The sequence below is a fragment of the Leifsonia sp. NPDC102414 genome (assembly GCF_044765685.1).
Lineage (GTDB): Bacteria > Actinomycetota > Actinomycetes > Actinomycetales > Microbacteriaceae > Leifsonia.
Window position 1 is genome coordinate 89,244 of sequence record NZ_JBIWKN010000005.1, and the last position, 12,599, is coordinate 101,842.

The following is a 12,599-nucleotide window of genomic DNA, read 5'->3' on the forward strand; positions in this document are numbered from 1 at the left end:
GATGTCGGGGATCACCGCCCGACGTCACAGAGGACCGAGGACGTCCTCCACGTCAGCGTTCAACTCCAATCCCTTCAGGACGGTGAGTAGTCGACGCTCTTCGTAGCGGAAGTGGTTCTCCATGATCGCGGACACGCCTTCCAGGTGCCCGTGAAGCTCGGCCCGGGAGGCCGACCGGGTGACGGCCGCTTCCAGCTCGGCGAGGAGGTGAGCGATCATGGAGTGATCCTGTTCGAGCGCGCGGAGTGTGGCCGCCAGCTCCGGGTGCGCCCTTTCGATGGCCGGGAACAGGGACCGGTCCTCGCCGGTGTGGTGGGCGTTCAGGGCGACGCAGAAGCCGTGACAGAGCAGCAGCAGCTCGCGGCTCGCCTCGCGGGTCGAGTCATCGCTTCCGGCGGCTTCGCGGGTGGCCCGCACGGCGTCCCGTAGCTGCTGATGCGTCCGCCGGAGTTCGTCGCTCCACGCGACGAGCCTGCTGGTCTGCGCCGAGAGATCGTTGGTCTCCCGAGGTGTGATGGGCATGGTTGTCTCCTTTTTGTCTCGTGTCGTTGATCTGGCATCACGAGACGGAGGGAGGCGCGCGGCCCCGAGGGCGGCTCAGCCGGCGGCCGGTTCACCGATCTGTGCGTGGCCTACGGCCGATCCGGTCATCACGGACGACAGCCTAGTCCGGTGACAGAGCGCGTCGTAAGAGTCCCCGCCCACGGGATGTGGTGGCTGGATCACTTCGGTCGAGTGAGGACGGCGTAGACGATGCAACCGACTGCAGCGAGAGCGGCGGCGATGAAGATCGCACTGGCCCCGCCGACGGCGAGGGGAGGCGTCGCAAGGGTGGCGCCCATGACGGCGACGCCCATCGTCGCACCCATCTGACGCACCGCGTTCAGGAGACCACTGGCGTTGCCCGCGGTATCCGCCGGCACCGCGCCGAGCACGGCAGACACCAACGCGGGCAGCGCGAACGAGATCCCGAACCCTGTGACGGCGAGTCCCAGAGCGAATACGACGAGCGGAAGCCCGGCTGCAATGCAGAAGCCCAGTAGCAGAGGCCCGACGGCGACCAGTGCCAGCCCTCCGACGATGGGCGGCCTGCTTCCGTGGCGCGCGACGAGGTAACCCGTGAGGAGGGGGTTGAGCGCGCAGGGGATGGTGAGCGCGAGAAGGAACAGCCCGATGCTCATCGGTGCCAGCCGAAACTGCGCAGCGAGAACCAGCGGTATGGCGAAGATCACACCGGTGAGCGCGAAATTGACGACCCCTCCGGCGAGCAGGCCGGCGCCAACGCCGCGCGCTCGGAGAATGGCGGGCACGAACACCGGGTGCGCGCTGCGGCGTTCGACAGCGACCAGTGTCCCAACGCAGCAGACGGCTGCGACGAGCAGAGGCGCTGCGACAGACGCTCGGCCTCCGCCGAGTGCGATGAGCGCGCCGCTGAGTGAGGCGAGCGACGCGCACGCGAGGAGTTGCGCGGCAACGTTGATCGGGCGCCTCGCCCGAGCGCTGGCGAAGCCACGGTGTGCAACCAGAAGCAGCACGACGATGGCGACGGGCGCATTGATGACGAACACCGCTCTCCACCCGGCGACGCCGACGAGGACTCCACCGACGAGTGGTCCGGATGCGAGGCCGACGCCGCTGATCGCCGTCCACACGGCCAGGGCGCGAGCGCGAGTGCGCTGCTGGGGGTAGAGCTGAGCGATCATGGCCGTCGACGACGGGATGCAGGCCGCCGCAACGACGCCCAGCAGAGCCCGCAAAGCGATCAGAGCGCCGACCGAGGGCGCGAAGGTTGTCAGGAGAGAGAGCGTTCCGAACGCGGCGACACCGAACCGGAACATCCGGGCCGGTCCGATGCGATCGGCGACCGCGCCGGCGGAGAGGAGGAACGCGGCGAGCGTGATCGTGTAGCTGTCGACCACCCACTGCAGCCCGCCGATCGACGCGTGGAGTGACGAGGCGATGTCCGGCTCAGCGACGGAGAGCACGGTGGTGTCCAACAACACCATGAAATAGCCGAGGGACAGGCCCATCAGAGCACGGACTCTTCCCTCGACTCTCGCTGCAGTGCCGACGTCCGACAGCCGTTCGATGTGCGATGCCATCGTCATCCTCCCTCTCAACCGGTGACCCGTGCCATCGTGTTCGCTCCGGCGCGGTCGGGCGACCGCCGATCCCGTATGCTGCCTTCGGAATATCCGAACGGAGACGCGGTGGAGCTGAAGCAGTTGAGGACCTTCAAGGTGGTGGCCAGGGAGGGCACCGTCGGCGCGGCTGCGATCGCGCTGAACCGCGCGCCGTCCTCCGTGTCTGAGCAGGTGCGCTCTCTCGAGGAGTCGCTCGGGGTGATGCTGTTCGAGCGCGGGCCGCGAGGGATGCGGCTCACGGCGCCCGGGGAGCGTTTGCTCGGCTGGGCGCGAACTTTGCTGGATCACGCGGACGCAGCCCGACGCGATGTCACGTCGAGTCCGATCGAAGTCCACCTCGCCGCGCTGGAGACCCTGATGGCGATCCATGTTCCCCAGATGCTTCGCCGACTTGCCGATCGCCGCCCCGGCGTCGTGACGCAGACGTCGTCTCGCACCAGCCGTGCGGAGCTTCTCAGCGATGTCACCAGCGGTCGGGTAGATGCTGGGCTGCTCCTCGACCTGGGGGATCGGATCGGCGACCTCGGGTTCGAACCGCCGCAGGACGACCTGACCCACCTCGATCTCGAATCCGTCGCCCTGTCCGTCGTCGTCGCTCCGTCGCACGCGCTGGCATCCGCCCAGGTCTCCTCGTCGGCGCACCTCGATGGTCACCCGTTCATCGGCAACAATCCGAACTGCTCGTTCTGGCTCGCCTGCAACCGCATCGCTCGACCAGGGGCTCAACGCATCGAGGCCGGCAGCCTCGCCATCGCGAAGGCGTGGACCGCTCAGGGCATGGGTGTCGCCCTCCTGCCCGATTTCGCGATCGAGCACGAACTCGCAGCAGGTGCCCTGGTCCGGCTGCAGGTGCCGGCGCCGGACCTGTCGCTTCGACTCATCTGGCGCCCCGATCGTGAGGTCAAGCCGGGCGTGCGGGACCTTCTCTACGCCGCCGTGGGACGGAGCGGACCACCGCGCTGACGGCAGCGGGCGACGTCGGGCGCCGACGGGTCATTGCGTCTGGGCCAGTGTTCCGAGCTGGTCGTGGGCGTATGCCGTCCGCAGCGCGGAGAGCGAGTTCTGATCGACGTTGACGATCGACTGGCCGTCGGCCGAGGTGCCGGTTCCCCCGGTGGGCATTGTGAACGTGTGGATGCTGGATGCGCCATCGAGCCGCATGCTGGCGGCGAGTCCGATGATGGTCGGGACGTCGAACTTCTCGTCCACACTCAGGTACCTGCCCATCGCCCCCACGAAGGCGGTCATGGCTGCCGGGTCGGCGAGCGTCGACCGGCTGAGGACCTTGCTGACGATGGCCCTGATGAGCGCCTGCTGGTCGGCGACCCGCTGGTAGTCGGCGGTGGGGAAGGCGTAGCGCTCCCTGGCGAAGGCGAGCGCTTGCGAGCCGTCGAGATGGTTGATGCCCTTCACGAACGTGTAGTGCGGTTTCAGGACCGTGGTGAATCCGACGGGGCTGTCGACGTCGACGCCACCGAGCGCATCCGTCATCCCGGCGAGCCCCTGGAAGTCGATGATCGCCACGTGGTCGATCGGGGTGCCGAGCAATTGCTCGACCGTCTGGACCACCAGGGGTGTGCCGCCCCAGGCGAGCGCTGCGTTGATCTTGGCGGTTCCGTTGCCGGGGATCTGGACCCACAGGTCGCGCATGATCGACATGACATAGACGTTCCGGCGGTCGGCGTCGATGTGCACGAGCATCAGGGTGTCGGAACGCTGGTTGGAAGTGCCGGTCGCACCGATGGTCGTCGGGTCGCCCCGCGAGTCGGAGCCGATGAGCAGAATGTTCATCGCTCCGGTCGAGACGGCGACGGGGCGCGTCGCCGCCGGTGGGAAGGCGTTCGGGATGTGCTTGACGGTCGAGCTGAAGGTCGAGGCGACGCTTCCGGCGTAGAGGAGGCCGCCGCCGACGATCGCGCCGCCCGCCACGGCCAGGACGCTGAGGAAAGCGATCAGCGCGATGAAGAGCGCCGACCGGCGGCGCCGTGGTTGCGCGGCGCGGCCGTGCCAGTGGGGTTCAAGGTGTCCAGCATGCGAGATCATGATGGCCGTCTCCGGCACTCCACGAGGAGCGTCTCATGTATCCGCCCAAACAACGGGTGAGATGAGGAATTCTCATCTACGTTCGAAGGTACGCTTGCCCCACCCCATTTGTCCTCATAAATGAGGACAAAGTTGTACCCCTGGTACCCCCAATTCGCGGGGGCGCCAGGGGTACACGCGGAGAACGGGTCAGGCCGTTTCCCCGCGGTCGACCTCGCCGCGCCAGGCGCCGGACGCGGTGCCCTGCGACTCGACGAACTTCTTGAAGTTCTCGAGATCCTTCTTGACGGCGTGGTCGTCCAGTCCGAACACAGCGCCCAGCTTCTCCAGCGCGCCGGAGGGCGCCCATTCGAGCTGGACGGTCACCTTCGTCTCGGCGTCGGACAGCCGGTGGAATGTGACGACGCCCGCGTGCTCGGTGTCGCCGGCGACGGACTTCCACGCGACGCGCTCGTCCGGAAGCTGCTCGGTGATGACCGTGTCGAACTCGCGCTCGACGCCGCCGATCCTCACGCGCCAGTGGTTGGTCGTGTCGTTGACCTGGCGGATCTCCTCGACCTCGTCGAGGAACTGGGGGAAGGACTCGAACTGGGTCCACTGGTTGTACGCGGTCGAGACCGGCACGTTCACGTCGATGGACGTGGTCACTGCAGTCATCGCTGCTCCTTTCGCTGCCTTCTATGGTCACGCCGGACGATAGGCCGGGCAGCGGCAGGACGCAGGGCCTTGACTTCACGAGTCGATGATGCGGCGCACGGCCTCCCGGCAATCCGACACTGCCGCTGCGGGCGGCCTTGGCTTCATCGGAGCAGTAGTCACAATCGGGGCCTTCGGCCGACGCCCCCGCGCCGGTGGCTCCGGGCGGCACATGCGTTCTGCTGGATAGGGTCCCCGCCCTGTGGTCGCTGCGTGCCTTACTCCACTTCACTAGGCAAGTGAACTAGTTGTCTTCGCCGATTTCTCGCCGTACAACACAGGTATGAACAACGACGAGCGCGCTTCCCTCCCACCCGGGCCGGACTTCGCCTATGGCGGTTACACGGTGCGGCTTGAACCAGAGCACGGGAAGACCGGACGCTGGCGGGTCGTCGACGACGAGCGATACTACGGACTGGTTGCGGCGGCTGATCCGGTCAAGGGCGAGCCGGAGGTGCATTTCGCGACGCATTTTCCTGGCGAGGAAGACATCCCGCCGATGAAGGTCGTGCCCCTGTGGACGACGGCGGTCGAGTTCCTCCTGGATGCGGGGGAGGGCCAGCCGTTGTGGGGGCTCCCGGAGGACCGCACGGCACCGCATCCGATCGTTTCCGACGGCGCTGGGAGTTCCGCTCCCTCCTGATCAGCCTTCCACGCCGGACGCTGGGGCCTCGGCTCGCTCACGGGCGAGCTGTTCGCCGGTGTACAGGAGTGCCCGTCGCGCGAAGGCGCGTGACAGCCCGTGGTCCTCGCCCTCGAGGTCGGCGATCACCGCATCGGTGTGGTCGGCCAGCCAGCGTCGCGATGAGCCGGCGAGGCGAGGGGCGATCACGTCGTCGCCGTCGCCGAGCCCGTACCAGACGTTCGGGCGCGCTCGCTTGACGCCGGCATGGGGCGTCCGATCCCAGACGTACCCGGCGACGACTGCGCACGACACATACGCGCTCGGGCTCTTCCGGAGCAGGTGCAAGGCCAGCGCTCCGCCCTGGGACCACCCGACGAGCGAGACAGAGCTCGCATCCTGGCGTGCGATCCATCCGGCGACACCACGGGCCACCGCGGACATGGCCCTGTTCCCCTGCGCCATGCGCAATTTCTGGCCGCTGAAGTCGGCCCACGCCCATCCCCGACCGGTGGCGGCCGGCCCACGCAGCGATGCGCCGACGGCTCCGGGTGGGATCGAGTCGAAATGCTGTGCCCAGTCGGTCTCGTCGTGGCCGAAACCATGCAGGAGCACGACGAGCGGACGGTCGGCGCGCTCCCCCTCAGGGGCGGACCACAGGACGGCCTCCTCATCGATGGGAACAACGTCGTGCACGATCTCTCCTTCGGGTTCGTCGATACCTGGCCGTTCGTCGGGCCCGGGTCCACCTACTGTGCGCCCGGCCTGCCGGCGCCCGTCGCACGGGTGCGCGCCGACCGCAACGTTTCGGAGGGGCGCTCGCCGAACGCAGCACAGTATGCGGCGGCGAATCTGCCCAGGTGCACGAAGCCCCAGCGGGTGGCCACCTCGGTCACGCCGGCCGTGTCCGGCGATGCCGCGAGCAGTTCTTCGCGCACCTTCTCGAGACGCACCTGCCGCAGGTAGGCCATCGGGGTGGTGTTCAGGCACCGGCGGAAGCCCTCGTGCACGCTGCGCACGCTCAGCGAGACCGCTGCGGCCAGTTCTCCGACGGTCCACGGATGCGCCGGGCTGCTGCGCAGGAGTTCCACCGCCTGCGATACCGGCCGGGCGGCAGGGGCGGCTGACGGTCGCGCCAGGAGAGCAGAGTAATTGTGCGGCTGCGCGAACAGGAGGCTGTGCATCAGCACCTGCTCCAGCCGTTGCAGCGCCAGCGGGTGGGAGAGCGGTCCCTCCGCCACGTCGGAGGCGTGGTCGATCAGCTGGAGGGTCTGCATCATGAGCTGACCACCGGGGCTCGCCAGGTTGAGCTCAGCCGTGAACTGGAGCGGCCGTGCGAGCGTCGTGCCGAGCATGTTCTCGAGTTCGAGCTGGAGCTGGTCGCGCGGGATCATCAGAGAGATCTGCGCGAACCGTTCGCTGCAGTCGAGTTCCACCGATCTCCCCGGCATGAAGACCCCGGCCGTCTGTTGCGTCCCGTAGATCGGTGTGCCGTGTGCTGCGCGCATCCTGGCCCGGCCGCCCGTCGGGATGTCGATGTGGAAGTGCTCTGCCTCGGCGGTCTCGATCTGGACGGCGTTCTGAAACCGCATGTACCCGCAGGTGACCCGACCAACCCTGAGGGCGTTGAGCTCCATGGCGACAGGCGTGGATGCGCGCGCAGCGGGGAAGTCCACGGGGAGGAACACGTTCGTCAGCGCTTCTTTGGTCTGCTCGATTCCCCGGCTCGACACGATACGCCGGCCGCGGAACATTTCGGCCGCGTTCGCTCGCATGACGCGATTCTATGCGTCGCTCGTCTGGCTCCAGAATCGAGCGCTGCGCAAAGCGGATACACGTCCGCGCTTGGCGGATATCCGTCGTTCCGGCCCCCGCATACGGTGATTCGTGTCGACGCAGATCTGCACGACGATGTGCGGCGGCCTTCTCCTTCGGGTGGAGAAGGCCGCCGTTTCCCCTATCGTCGCGGCCCGCACCACCGCAGGCGACGAACGAGCCGAAGGATGACAATGAGTCCTCGCGACCAGCCCCGCCGTCATCGAGCGAGCGGTGTTCGATGAATCAGCCGAGTCTTCCGACGAGACCGAAGTGGTGCAGACAGTGCGGGTCGCGCGCCCGTGTCGTCGTCAACCCGTACTACGGGGTCGGTCTCGCGGTCCACCAGTACCTGTCCAGCTGCACGCGATGCGGGTTCGTCGAATTCCTGCAGACCACGCGCCGCGATCGCGCAGAGGATCGCCCGACCGGCACCGCAACCGAGCAACCACGCCGGAGTCGGTTGGCCGGACTCGTTCGAGGACGGTCCCGTCGCCCGGCGCACGCGCGCTCGCACGCTGGACGGGTGCGGGCGTGGTCGATGCGCAACCGGGCATCCCTCACCGTGCTCATCGTCCTGGCCGCACTGATCTCTGCACTCGCGGTCGTCGCCTCACTGCGATAACCGTGCGAAGGTCGGAGCGGGCCGGACGGGCGCACGGTCCCGCACCTATCGACCCGGATGTCGTTTCCGCCTCGGCTCGTTCGACGTATGGGCATGAGCGAACACGAGAGCCGCCGGGGAGACCCGGCGGAATGCCAGGAGCACCCCGAGGAGGGCGAGCGCCCCCTCGACGGTGCAGCACGGCTCCTGCTGCTGGCGGGGTTCTGGCCGCACTGACCGCCCGGAATCTTCCCCCTACTCAGCCCCGTCTCCGTCGAGTAGCGTCGGCAGCACATGGCACCACCCTGCGATGAGGAGATGGACACGTGGCAAGAGAACAGGATTCCGTACAGCGCTCGACCCTCCCGATCCCGGATCTGGCCTATACCGGGACGGTCACCTACGACGCCACCGACCCGGATACGCACTATCCGCCCATCCAGCGCGGTCTTCCTCCCGCAGACGCTCCGAACGTGCTCGTCGTCCTCATCGACGACACCGGATTCGGGGCGTCGAGTGCTTTCGGCGGCCCTGTGCACACGCCCAATTTCGAGCGGGTCGCCGCTCAGGGGCTCAAGTACACCCGCTTCCACACCACCGCCCTGTGCTCGCCGACCCGCGCAGCTTTGCTGTCCGGCCGCAACCACCACACCGTGGGGATGGGCGGCATCACCGAGATCGCCACCAGCGCGCCGGGCTACAACTCGCTGCGGCCCAACAACTGCGCTCCGTTGGCCGAGACGCTCCGGCTGAACGGCTACAACACCGCCCAGTTCGGCAAATGCCACGAGGTGCCCGTGTGGGAGTCGAGCGCCGTCGGGCCGTTCGACCACTGGCCGACCCCCGGCGGCGGCTTCGAGTACTTCTACGGCTTCATCGGCGGAGAGACCAACCAGTGGTACCCGGCGATCTACGAAGGGACCATTCCTGTCGAGCCGTGGGGCACGCCGGAGCAGGGGTATCACTTCATGGCCGACATGACGGAGAAGGCCATCGTCTGGACGAAGCAGCAGAAGTCGCTCGCACCGGACAAGCCGTTCTTCACCTACTTCGCCCCAGGCGCGACGCACGCGCCGCACCATGTTCCGCCGGAGTGGGCGGACAAGTACGCGGGCGCGTTCGACCAGGGCTGGGATGCGATCCGCGAGGAGACCTTCGCGCGGCAGAAGGAACTCGGCGTCGTCCCAGAGGGTGCGACGCTCACAACTCGCAGCGATGGCATCCCCGCGTGGGATGAGATGAGCGACGACCTGAAGCCGGTGCTCGCCCGCCAGATGGAGGTCTACGCCGGGTACCTCGAGTACGCCGACCACCACGTCGGCCTGCTGCTGGATGCGCTCGAGGAGATCGGCGAGCTCGACAACACCCTCGTCTACGTGATCATCGGCGACAACGGCGCATCGGCAGAGGGCACGATGACGGGCACCACGAACGAGGCGTTCACCATCAACCACATGACCGAGATGGAGGACGACGCGTACAAGATCGCCCACAAGGACGACCTCGGCACGCCCCGCTCGTACAACCACTACGCCATCGGCTGGGCGCACGCGATGGACACCCCGTACCAGTGGACGAAGCAGGTGGCCTCGCACTGGGGCGGCACCCGCAACGGCACGATCGTCTCCTGGCCGAAGGGGATCGCCGCGCGCGGAGAGATCCGCAACCAGTTCGCCCACGTCATCGACGTTGCCCCGACCGTGCTGGCCGCTGCCCGCATCCCGGAGCCGTCGACGGTGCACGGTGTGACCCAGCGCCCGTACGAGGGAACGCCGATGAACTACAGCTTCGACTCAGCAGACGCCGACGAGCAGCACACCACGCAGTACTTCGAGATGCTGGGCAACCGGGCCATCTTCCACAAGGGATGGACCGCGGTCGCCATGCACAAGAAGCCGTGGCTCTCGTCGGACCACGGACTCGACGAGGACGTCTGGGAGCTCTACAACGTGGAGGAGGATTGGACCCAGTCCCACGACCTCGCCGCGCAGGAGCCGGAGCGGCTGGCGGAGCTCCAGCGACTCTTCCTCATCCAGGCGGCACGCTTCAACGTCCTACCGCTCGACATCCGTTCTGCCGAACGTTTCAACGCGGAGCTCGCCGGCCGGCCGACGCTCGTCCAGGGCACCTCGCAGACGTTCTACACCGGAATGAAGCGCCTCAGCGAGAACTCGGTGGTGAACGTCAAGAACAAGTCGTTCACCGTGACGGCGAAGCTGACGATCCCGGATGGTGGCGCGAGTGGCGTGATCATCGCCCAGGGCGGCGCATACGGCGGATGGTCGGTGTACGTCACAGACGGGAAGCCGGCGTTCGCGTACAACATCATGGGGATCAAGACCGACTTCACCAGGTCGGACGACGCGCTGGCACCGGGAGACCACGAGCTGGTCGTGCACTTCGCATACGAGGGAGGCGGCCTCGGGAAGGGCGGCGCGGTCACGATCTCGGACGGGGACGCCGTGCTCGCGGCCGGAACCGTCGAGCGCACTCTGCCGTTCTTCTTCTCGATGGACGAGACGGTCGACATCGGCGAAGATCTCGCGTCGCCGGTCTCCAGCGACTACGGCCCGGCGGGCAACGGCTTCACCGGCAGGATCGCCTGGGTCCGTCTCGACGCAGGGGATGACAGCCACGATCACCTGATCGACCCGGAGCACCAGATGCAGATCGCGATGACGCGGCAGTAGCGGCGCCGTCACGCGGCCGTCGCGCGGTGAAGACGCGCGGCGGTCGCGTGCCGTTCAGCCGATCGCGGCAGCCGCCATGAATGCCAGGATCGCCCCGGCGAGCAGCAGCGCGTGCAGGATCATGTGCTCGAGGTTGGGCCGCGGCCGGTCGCCGATGCGGGGGAGCGCGATGATCGTCCGCGCGTATGTGCGGGCGTGAAGCTGCTCCCAGGTGTCCGCTGTCCCGGCCGTCGCCCACGGCACGGTGATGCTCGCCAGGTACGGCAGCCACCAGAGCAGGAGACCGCCGGCAACGACGATGGTCTCGATCGCGCCGCCGACGACCGCGAGGACGGGGGCTGCGAACACGCCGGCGAGGCCGACCAGGATCGCGGGGAGGAGCATGATCGGGCCGTTGATGGCGACCTCGGTCGCGCGTTCCCTCCGGGTGGCTGCGCGCACATTGTTCAGCGGCGCGAGGTCGACGAGGGTGGTGACGACGAAGTAGACGTCGGCGGCGAGCAGGACGACGACAGCGGCGATGACCACGGCTACTCGCCTCCCGTCGCGAGCTGTGCGGCGATCCCGTCGAGGAAGGTCGTCGTGGCGATGCCGAACCAGGTGTCGTAGAAGTCGCGGGATGCGACCGGCGCGTTCGGCACGTCGCCGAACTCCGCGAGCGCGAGGCCGACGACCAGCACGTACAGCGACTGCACCGTGAGGAGGGCGTGCTCCACCGTCGTGCGCAGCTCGCGCGCCAGCGGCGGCCCGAAGTCGTCGGCCATCCGTTGCGCGAGGGCGGGTGAGATGTTCACCGTCGCAACGACCTTCGTCGATCCTGGATGCGCTCGCAGCGTCTCGCGGAGCCGGTCGGCGAGCGTGGTCAGGATCGTCCGCCAGTCGTCTGTCGGATCCAGGGTCGCCATGACCTCGCCGGCGATCGCATCCACCGTCTCCTGCAGCAGCTCGTGCCTGCTCCCGATGTGGTTGTACAGCGACGCGGCCTTGACATCGAGCCTGGCCGCGATCGTCCGCATCGAGAGGGCGGTCTCGCCCTCTGCGTCGAGGATGGCCCGGGCTGTGTCAAGGATCAGTGTGCGTGAGAGCGGGGTGGGCATGTCACTCCAATCGTCGACTAACGGTGTTAGTTAAACTAACGCCGTTAGTTCCCGAACGCAAGAGGCAGTGCAACGGTTGGTCGTCGCTGTCCGTCGTCGCTGTCCGTCGCCGCTGTCAGTCGCCGTCCGACGTCCGCAGCCCCGCGAGCAGCAGGCGCACCATCCGCTCGGCCTGGCCGGACCCCTCGGTGGATGCCGGACCTCCACCGTGGCAGAGGTTCGCGACCGCGCCGAGGAACTCCGATGGGTCGACGCTCTGCACCACGTCCCCGGATGCGGTCGCGGCGGCGAGCAGGCGCGCCAGCGTCGGCGCGAGGCGTGTGGAGAAGTACTCGGCGAGGGGTTCGTACGCCGCGTCGCCGGAGTGCAGGGCGGCGGCGAGACCGCGCTTCGTGGCGACGAACTGGGTGTAGCGCATGATCCACCTGTCGAGCGCTTCTCCGGGCGGATAGCTCCCCTCGATCTCGGTGGCCGCGTCGACGCACGCGTCCATCTCGCGCCGGAAGACGGCGGAGATGAGGTCGGAGCGGAGGGGGAAGTGCCGGTAGAGCGTTCCGACGCCGACCCCGGCGCGCTCGGCGATCGACCGCACGGGGGCATCGACGCCGGACTCGGCGAACACGGCCTTCGCCGCCAGCACGAGGGCGTCGACGTTCTGGCGGGCGTCGGCGCGCATCCTTGGACGCTCGGGCTGCGCCGCGTGGTCGGCAGTGGTGGCGGAGGTCGGCATACAGGTCCCTCTTGTGATCGGAACGCTGTTCCCCGTAGAGTGAAACTAAACGGAACAACGTTCCGCTTAGTCGGACGGAAGCTATCCGGAGTGATGTTCCGGTTGCTCGATTCTAGGGCACCGACCGCCTCCGGCACCACGGGCATCCGACTCGAACG

13 protein-coding genes are annotated in these 12,599 nt (G+C 67.8%); 4 read left to right on the forward strand and 9 right to left on the reverse strand.

The window, feature by feature from the left end:
* Window positions 1–24: 24 nt before the first annotated feature.
* Complete coding sequence (locus ACIRCZ_RS17520) at window positions 25–522, reverse strand: hemerythrin domain-containing protein (protein WP_402855294.1); 498 nt, start codon at window positions 520–522, stop codon at window positions 25–27.
* 200 nt (window positions 523–722) lie between these two features.
* Window positions 723–2,102: an MFS transporter gene (locus ACIRCZ_RS17525; protein WP_402855297.1), complete on the reverse strand. Its 1,380-nt coding sequence runs from the start codon at window positions 2,100–2,102 to the stop codon at window positions 723–725.
* Between the two features lie 108 nt (window positions 2,103–2,210).
* On the opposite strand from ACIRCZ_RS17525, the gene ACIRCZ_RS17530 reads away from it, so the two are divergent.
* Window positions 2,211–3,107 (forward strand): LysR family transcriptional regulator, encoded by an 897-nt coding sequence (locus ACIRCZ_RS17530; RefSeq protein WP_402855300.1) that lies wholly within the window; start codon window positions 2,211–2,213, stop codon window positions 3,105–3,107.
* A gap of 30 nt (window positions 3,108–3,137) precedes the next feature.
* Here ACIRCZ_RS17530 and ACIRCZ_RS17535 read toward each other — a convergent pair whose 3' ends face one another.
* Complete coding sequence (locus ACIRCZ_RS17535) at window positions 3,138–4,187, reverse strand: LCP family protein (protein WP_402855303.1); 1,050 nt, start codon at window positions 4,185–4,187, stop codon at window positions 3,138–3,140.
* Between the two features lie 189 nt (window positions 4,188–4,376).
* Window positions 4,377–4,844, reverse strand: coding sequence for an SRPBCC family protein (locus tag ACIRCZ_RS17540; RefSeq protein ID WP_402855306.1), 468 nt, complete (start codon window positions 4,842–4,844; stop codon window positions 4,377–4,379).
* A gap of 322 nt (window positions 4,845–5,166) precedes the next feature.
* Between ACIRCZ_RS17540 and ACIRCZ_RS17545 the strand changes: the two genes are divergently transcribed.
* Window positions 5,167–5,526: a hypothetical protein gene (locus ACIRCZ_RS17545; RefSeq protein ID WP_402855309.1), complete on the forward strand. Its 360-nt coding sequence runs from the start codon at window positions 5,167–5,169 to the stop codon at window positions 5,524–5,526.
* Here ACIRCZ_RS17545 and ACIRCZ_RS17550 read toward each other — a convergent pair whose 3' ends face one another.
* Both ACIRCZ_RS17550 and ACIRCZ_RS17555 read right to left on the reverse strand, forming a co-directional pair.
* Window positions 5,527–6,201: an alpha/beta hydrolase gene (locus ACIRCZ_RS17550; protein ID WP_402855312.1), complete on the reverse strand. Its 675-nt coding sequence runs from the start codon at window positions 6,199–6,201 to the stop codon at window positions 5,527–5,529.
* A gap of 53 nt (window positions 6,202–6,254) precedes the next feature.
* Window positions 6,255–7,280, reverse strand: a complete 1,026-nt coding sequence (locus ACIRCZ_RS17555; RefSeq protein ID WP_402855315.1) for an AraC family transcriptional regulator — start codon at window positions 7,278–7,280, stop codon at window positions 6,255–6,257.
* A gap of 758 nt (window positions 7,281–8,038) precedes the next feature.
* Here ACIRCZ_RS17555 and ACIRCZ_RS17560 point away from each other — a divergent pair.
* Window positions 8,039–8,161: a hypothetical protein gene (locus ACIRCZ_RS17560; protein WP_402855318.1), complete on the forward strand. Its 123-nt coding sequence runs from the start codon at window positions 8,039–8,041 to the stop codon at window positions 8,159–8,161.
* 89 nt (window positions 8,162–8,250) lie between these two features.
* Window positions 8,251–10,614, forward strand: a complete 2,364-nt coding sequence (locus ACIRCZ_RS17565) for an arylsulfatase (RefSeq protein WP_402855321.1) — start codon at window positions 8,251–8,253, stop codon at window positions 10,612–10,614.
* Window positions 10,615–10,668: 54 nt separating this feature from the next.
* On the opposite strand, the gene ACIRCZ_RS17570 is transcribed toward ACIRCZ_RS17565, so the two are convergent.
* From ACIRCZ_RS17570 to ACIRCZ_RS17580, 3 genes are all read right to left on the reverse strand, one after another.
* On the reverse strand, window positions 10,669–11,142 hold the full coding sequence (locus ACIRCZ_RS17570; protein ID WP_402855324.1) for a hypothetical protein: 474 nt from the start codon (window positions 11,140–11,142) through the stop codon (window positions 10,669–10,671).
* 2 nt (window positions 11,143–11,144) lie between these two features.
* Window positions 11,145–11,711, reverse strand: coding sequence for a TetR/AcrR family transcriptional regulator (locus ACIRCZ_RS17575; protein ID WP_402855327.1), 567 nt, complete (start codon window positions 11,709–11,711; stop codon window positions 11,145–11,147).
* Window positions 11,712–11,826: 115 nt separating this feature from the next.
* Window positions 11,827–12,441, reverse strand: coding sequence for a TetR/AcrR family transcriptional regulator (locus ACIRCZ_RS17580; protein WP_402855330.1), 615 nt, complete (start codon window positions 12,439–12,441; stop codon window positions 11,827–11,829).
* Between the last annotated feature and the right edge of the window lie 158 nt (window positions 12,442–12,599).

Coding starts and splice junctions, on each gene's coding strand:
- ACIRCZ_RS17520 (WP_402855294.1), bottom strand. CDS start 522: ATGCCCATCACACCTCGGGAGACCAACGATCTCTCGGCGCAGACCAGC.
- ACIRCZ_RS17525 (WP_402855297.1), bottom strand. CDS start 2,102: ATGGCATCGCACATCGAACGGCTGTCGGACGTCGGCACTGCAGCGAGA.
- ACIRCZ_RS17535 (WP_402855303.1), bottom strand. CDS start 4,187: ATGATCTCGCATGCTGGACACCTTGAACCCCACTGGCACGGCCGCGCC.
- ACIRCZ_RS17540 (WP_402855306.1), bottom strand. CDS start 4,844: ATGACTGCAGTGACCACGTCCATCGACGTGAACGTGCCGGTCTCGACC.
- ACIRCZ_RS17545 (WP_402855309.1), top strand. CDS start 5,167: ATGAACAACGACGAGCGCGCTTCCCTCCCACCCGGGCCGGACTTCGCC.
- ACIRCZ_RS17555 (WP_402855315.1), bottom strand. CDS start 7,280: ATGCGAGCGAACGCGGCCGAAATGTTCCGCGGCCGGCGTATCGTGTCG.
- ACIRCZ_RS17560 (WP_402855318.1), top strand. CDS start 8,039: ATGAGCGAACACGAGAGCCGCCGGGGAGACCCGGCGGAATGCCAGGAG.
- ACIRCZ_RS17575 (WP_402855327.1), bottom strand. CDS start 11,711: ATGCCCACCCCGCTCTCACGCACACTGATCCTTGACACAGCCCGGGCC.
- ACIRCZ_RS17580 (WP_402855330.1), bottom strand. CDS start 12,441: ATGCCGACCTCCGCCACCACTGCCGACCACGCGGCGCAGCCCGAGCGT.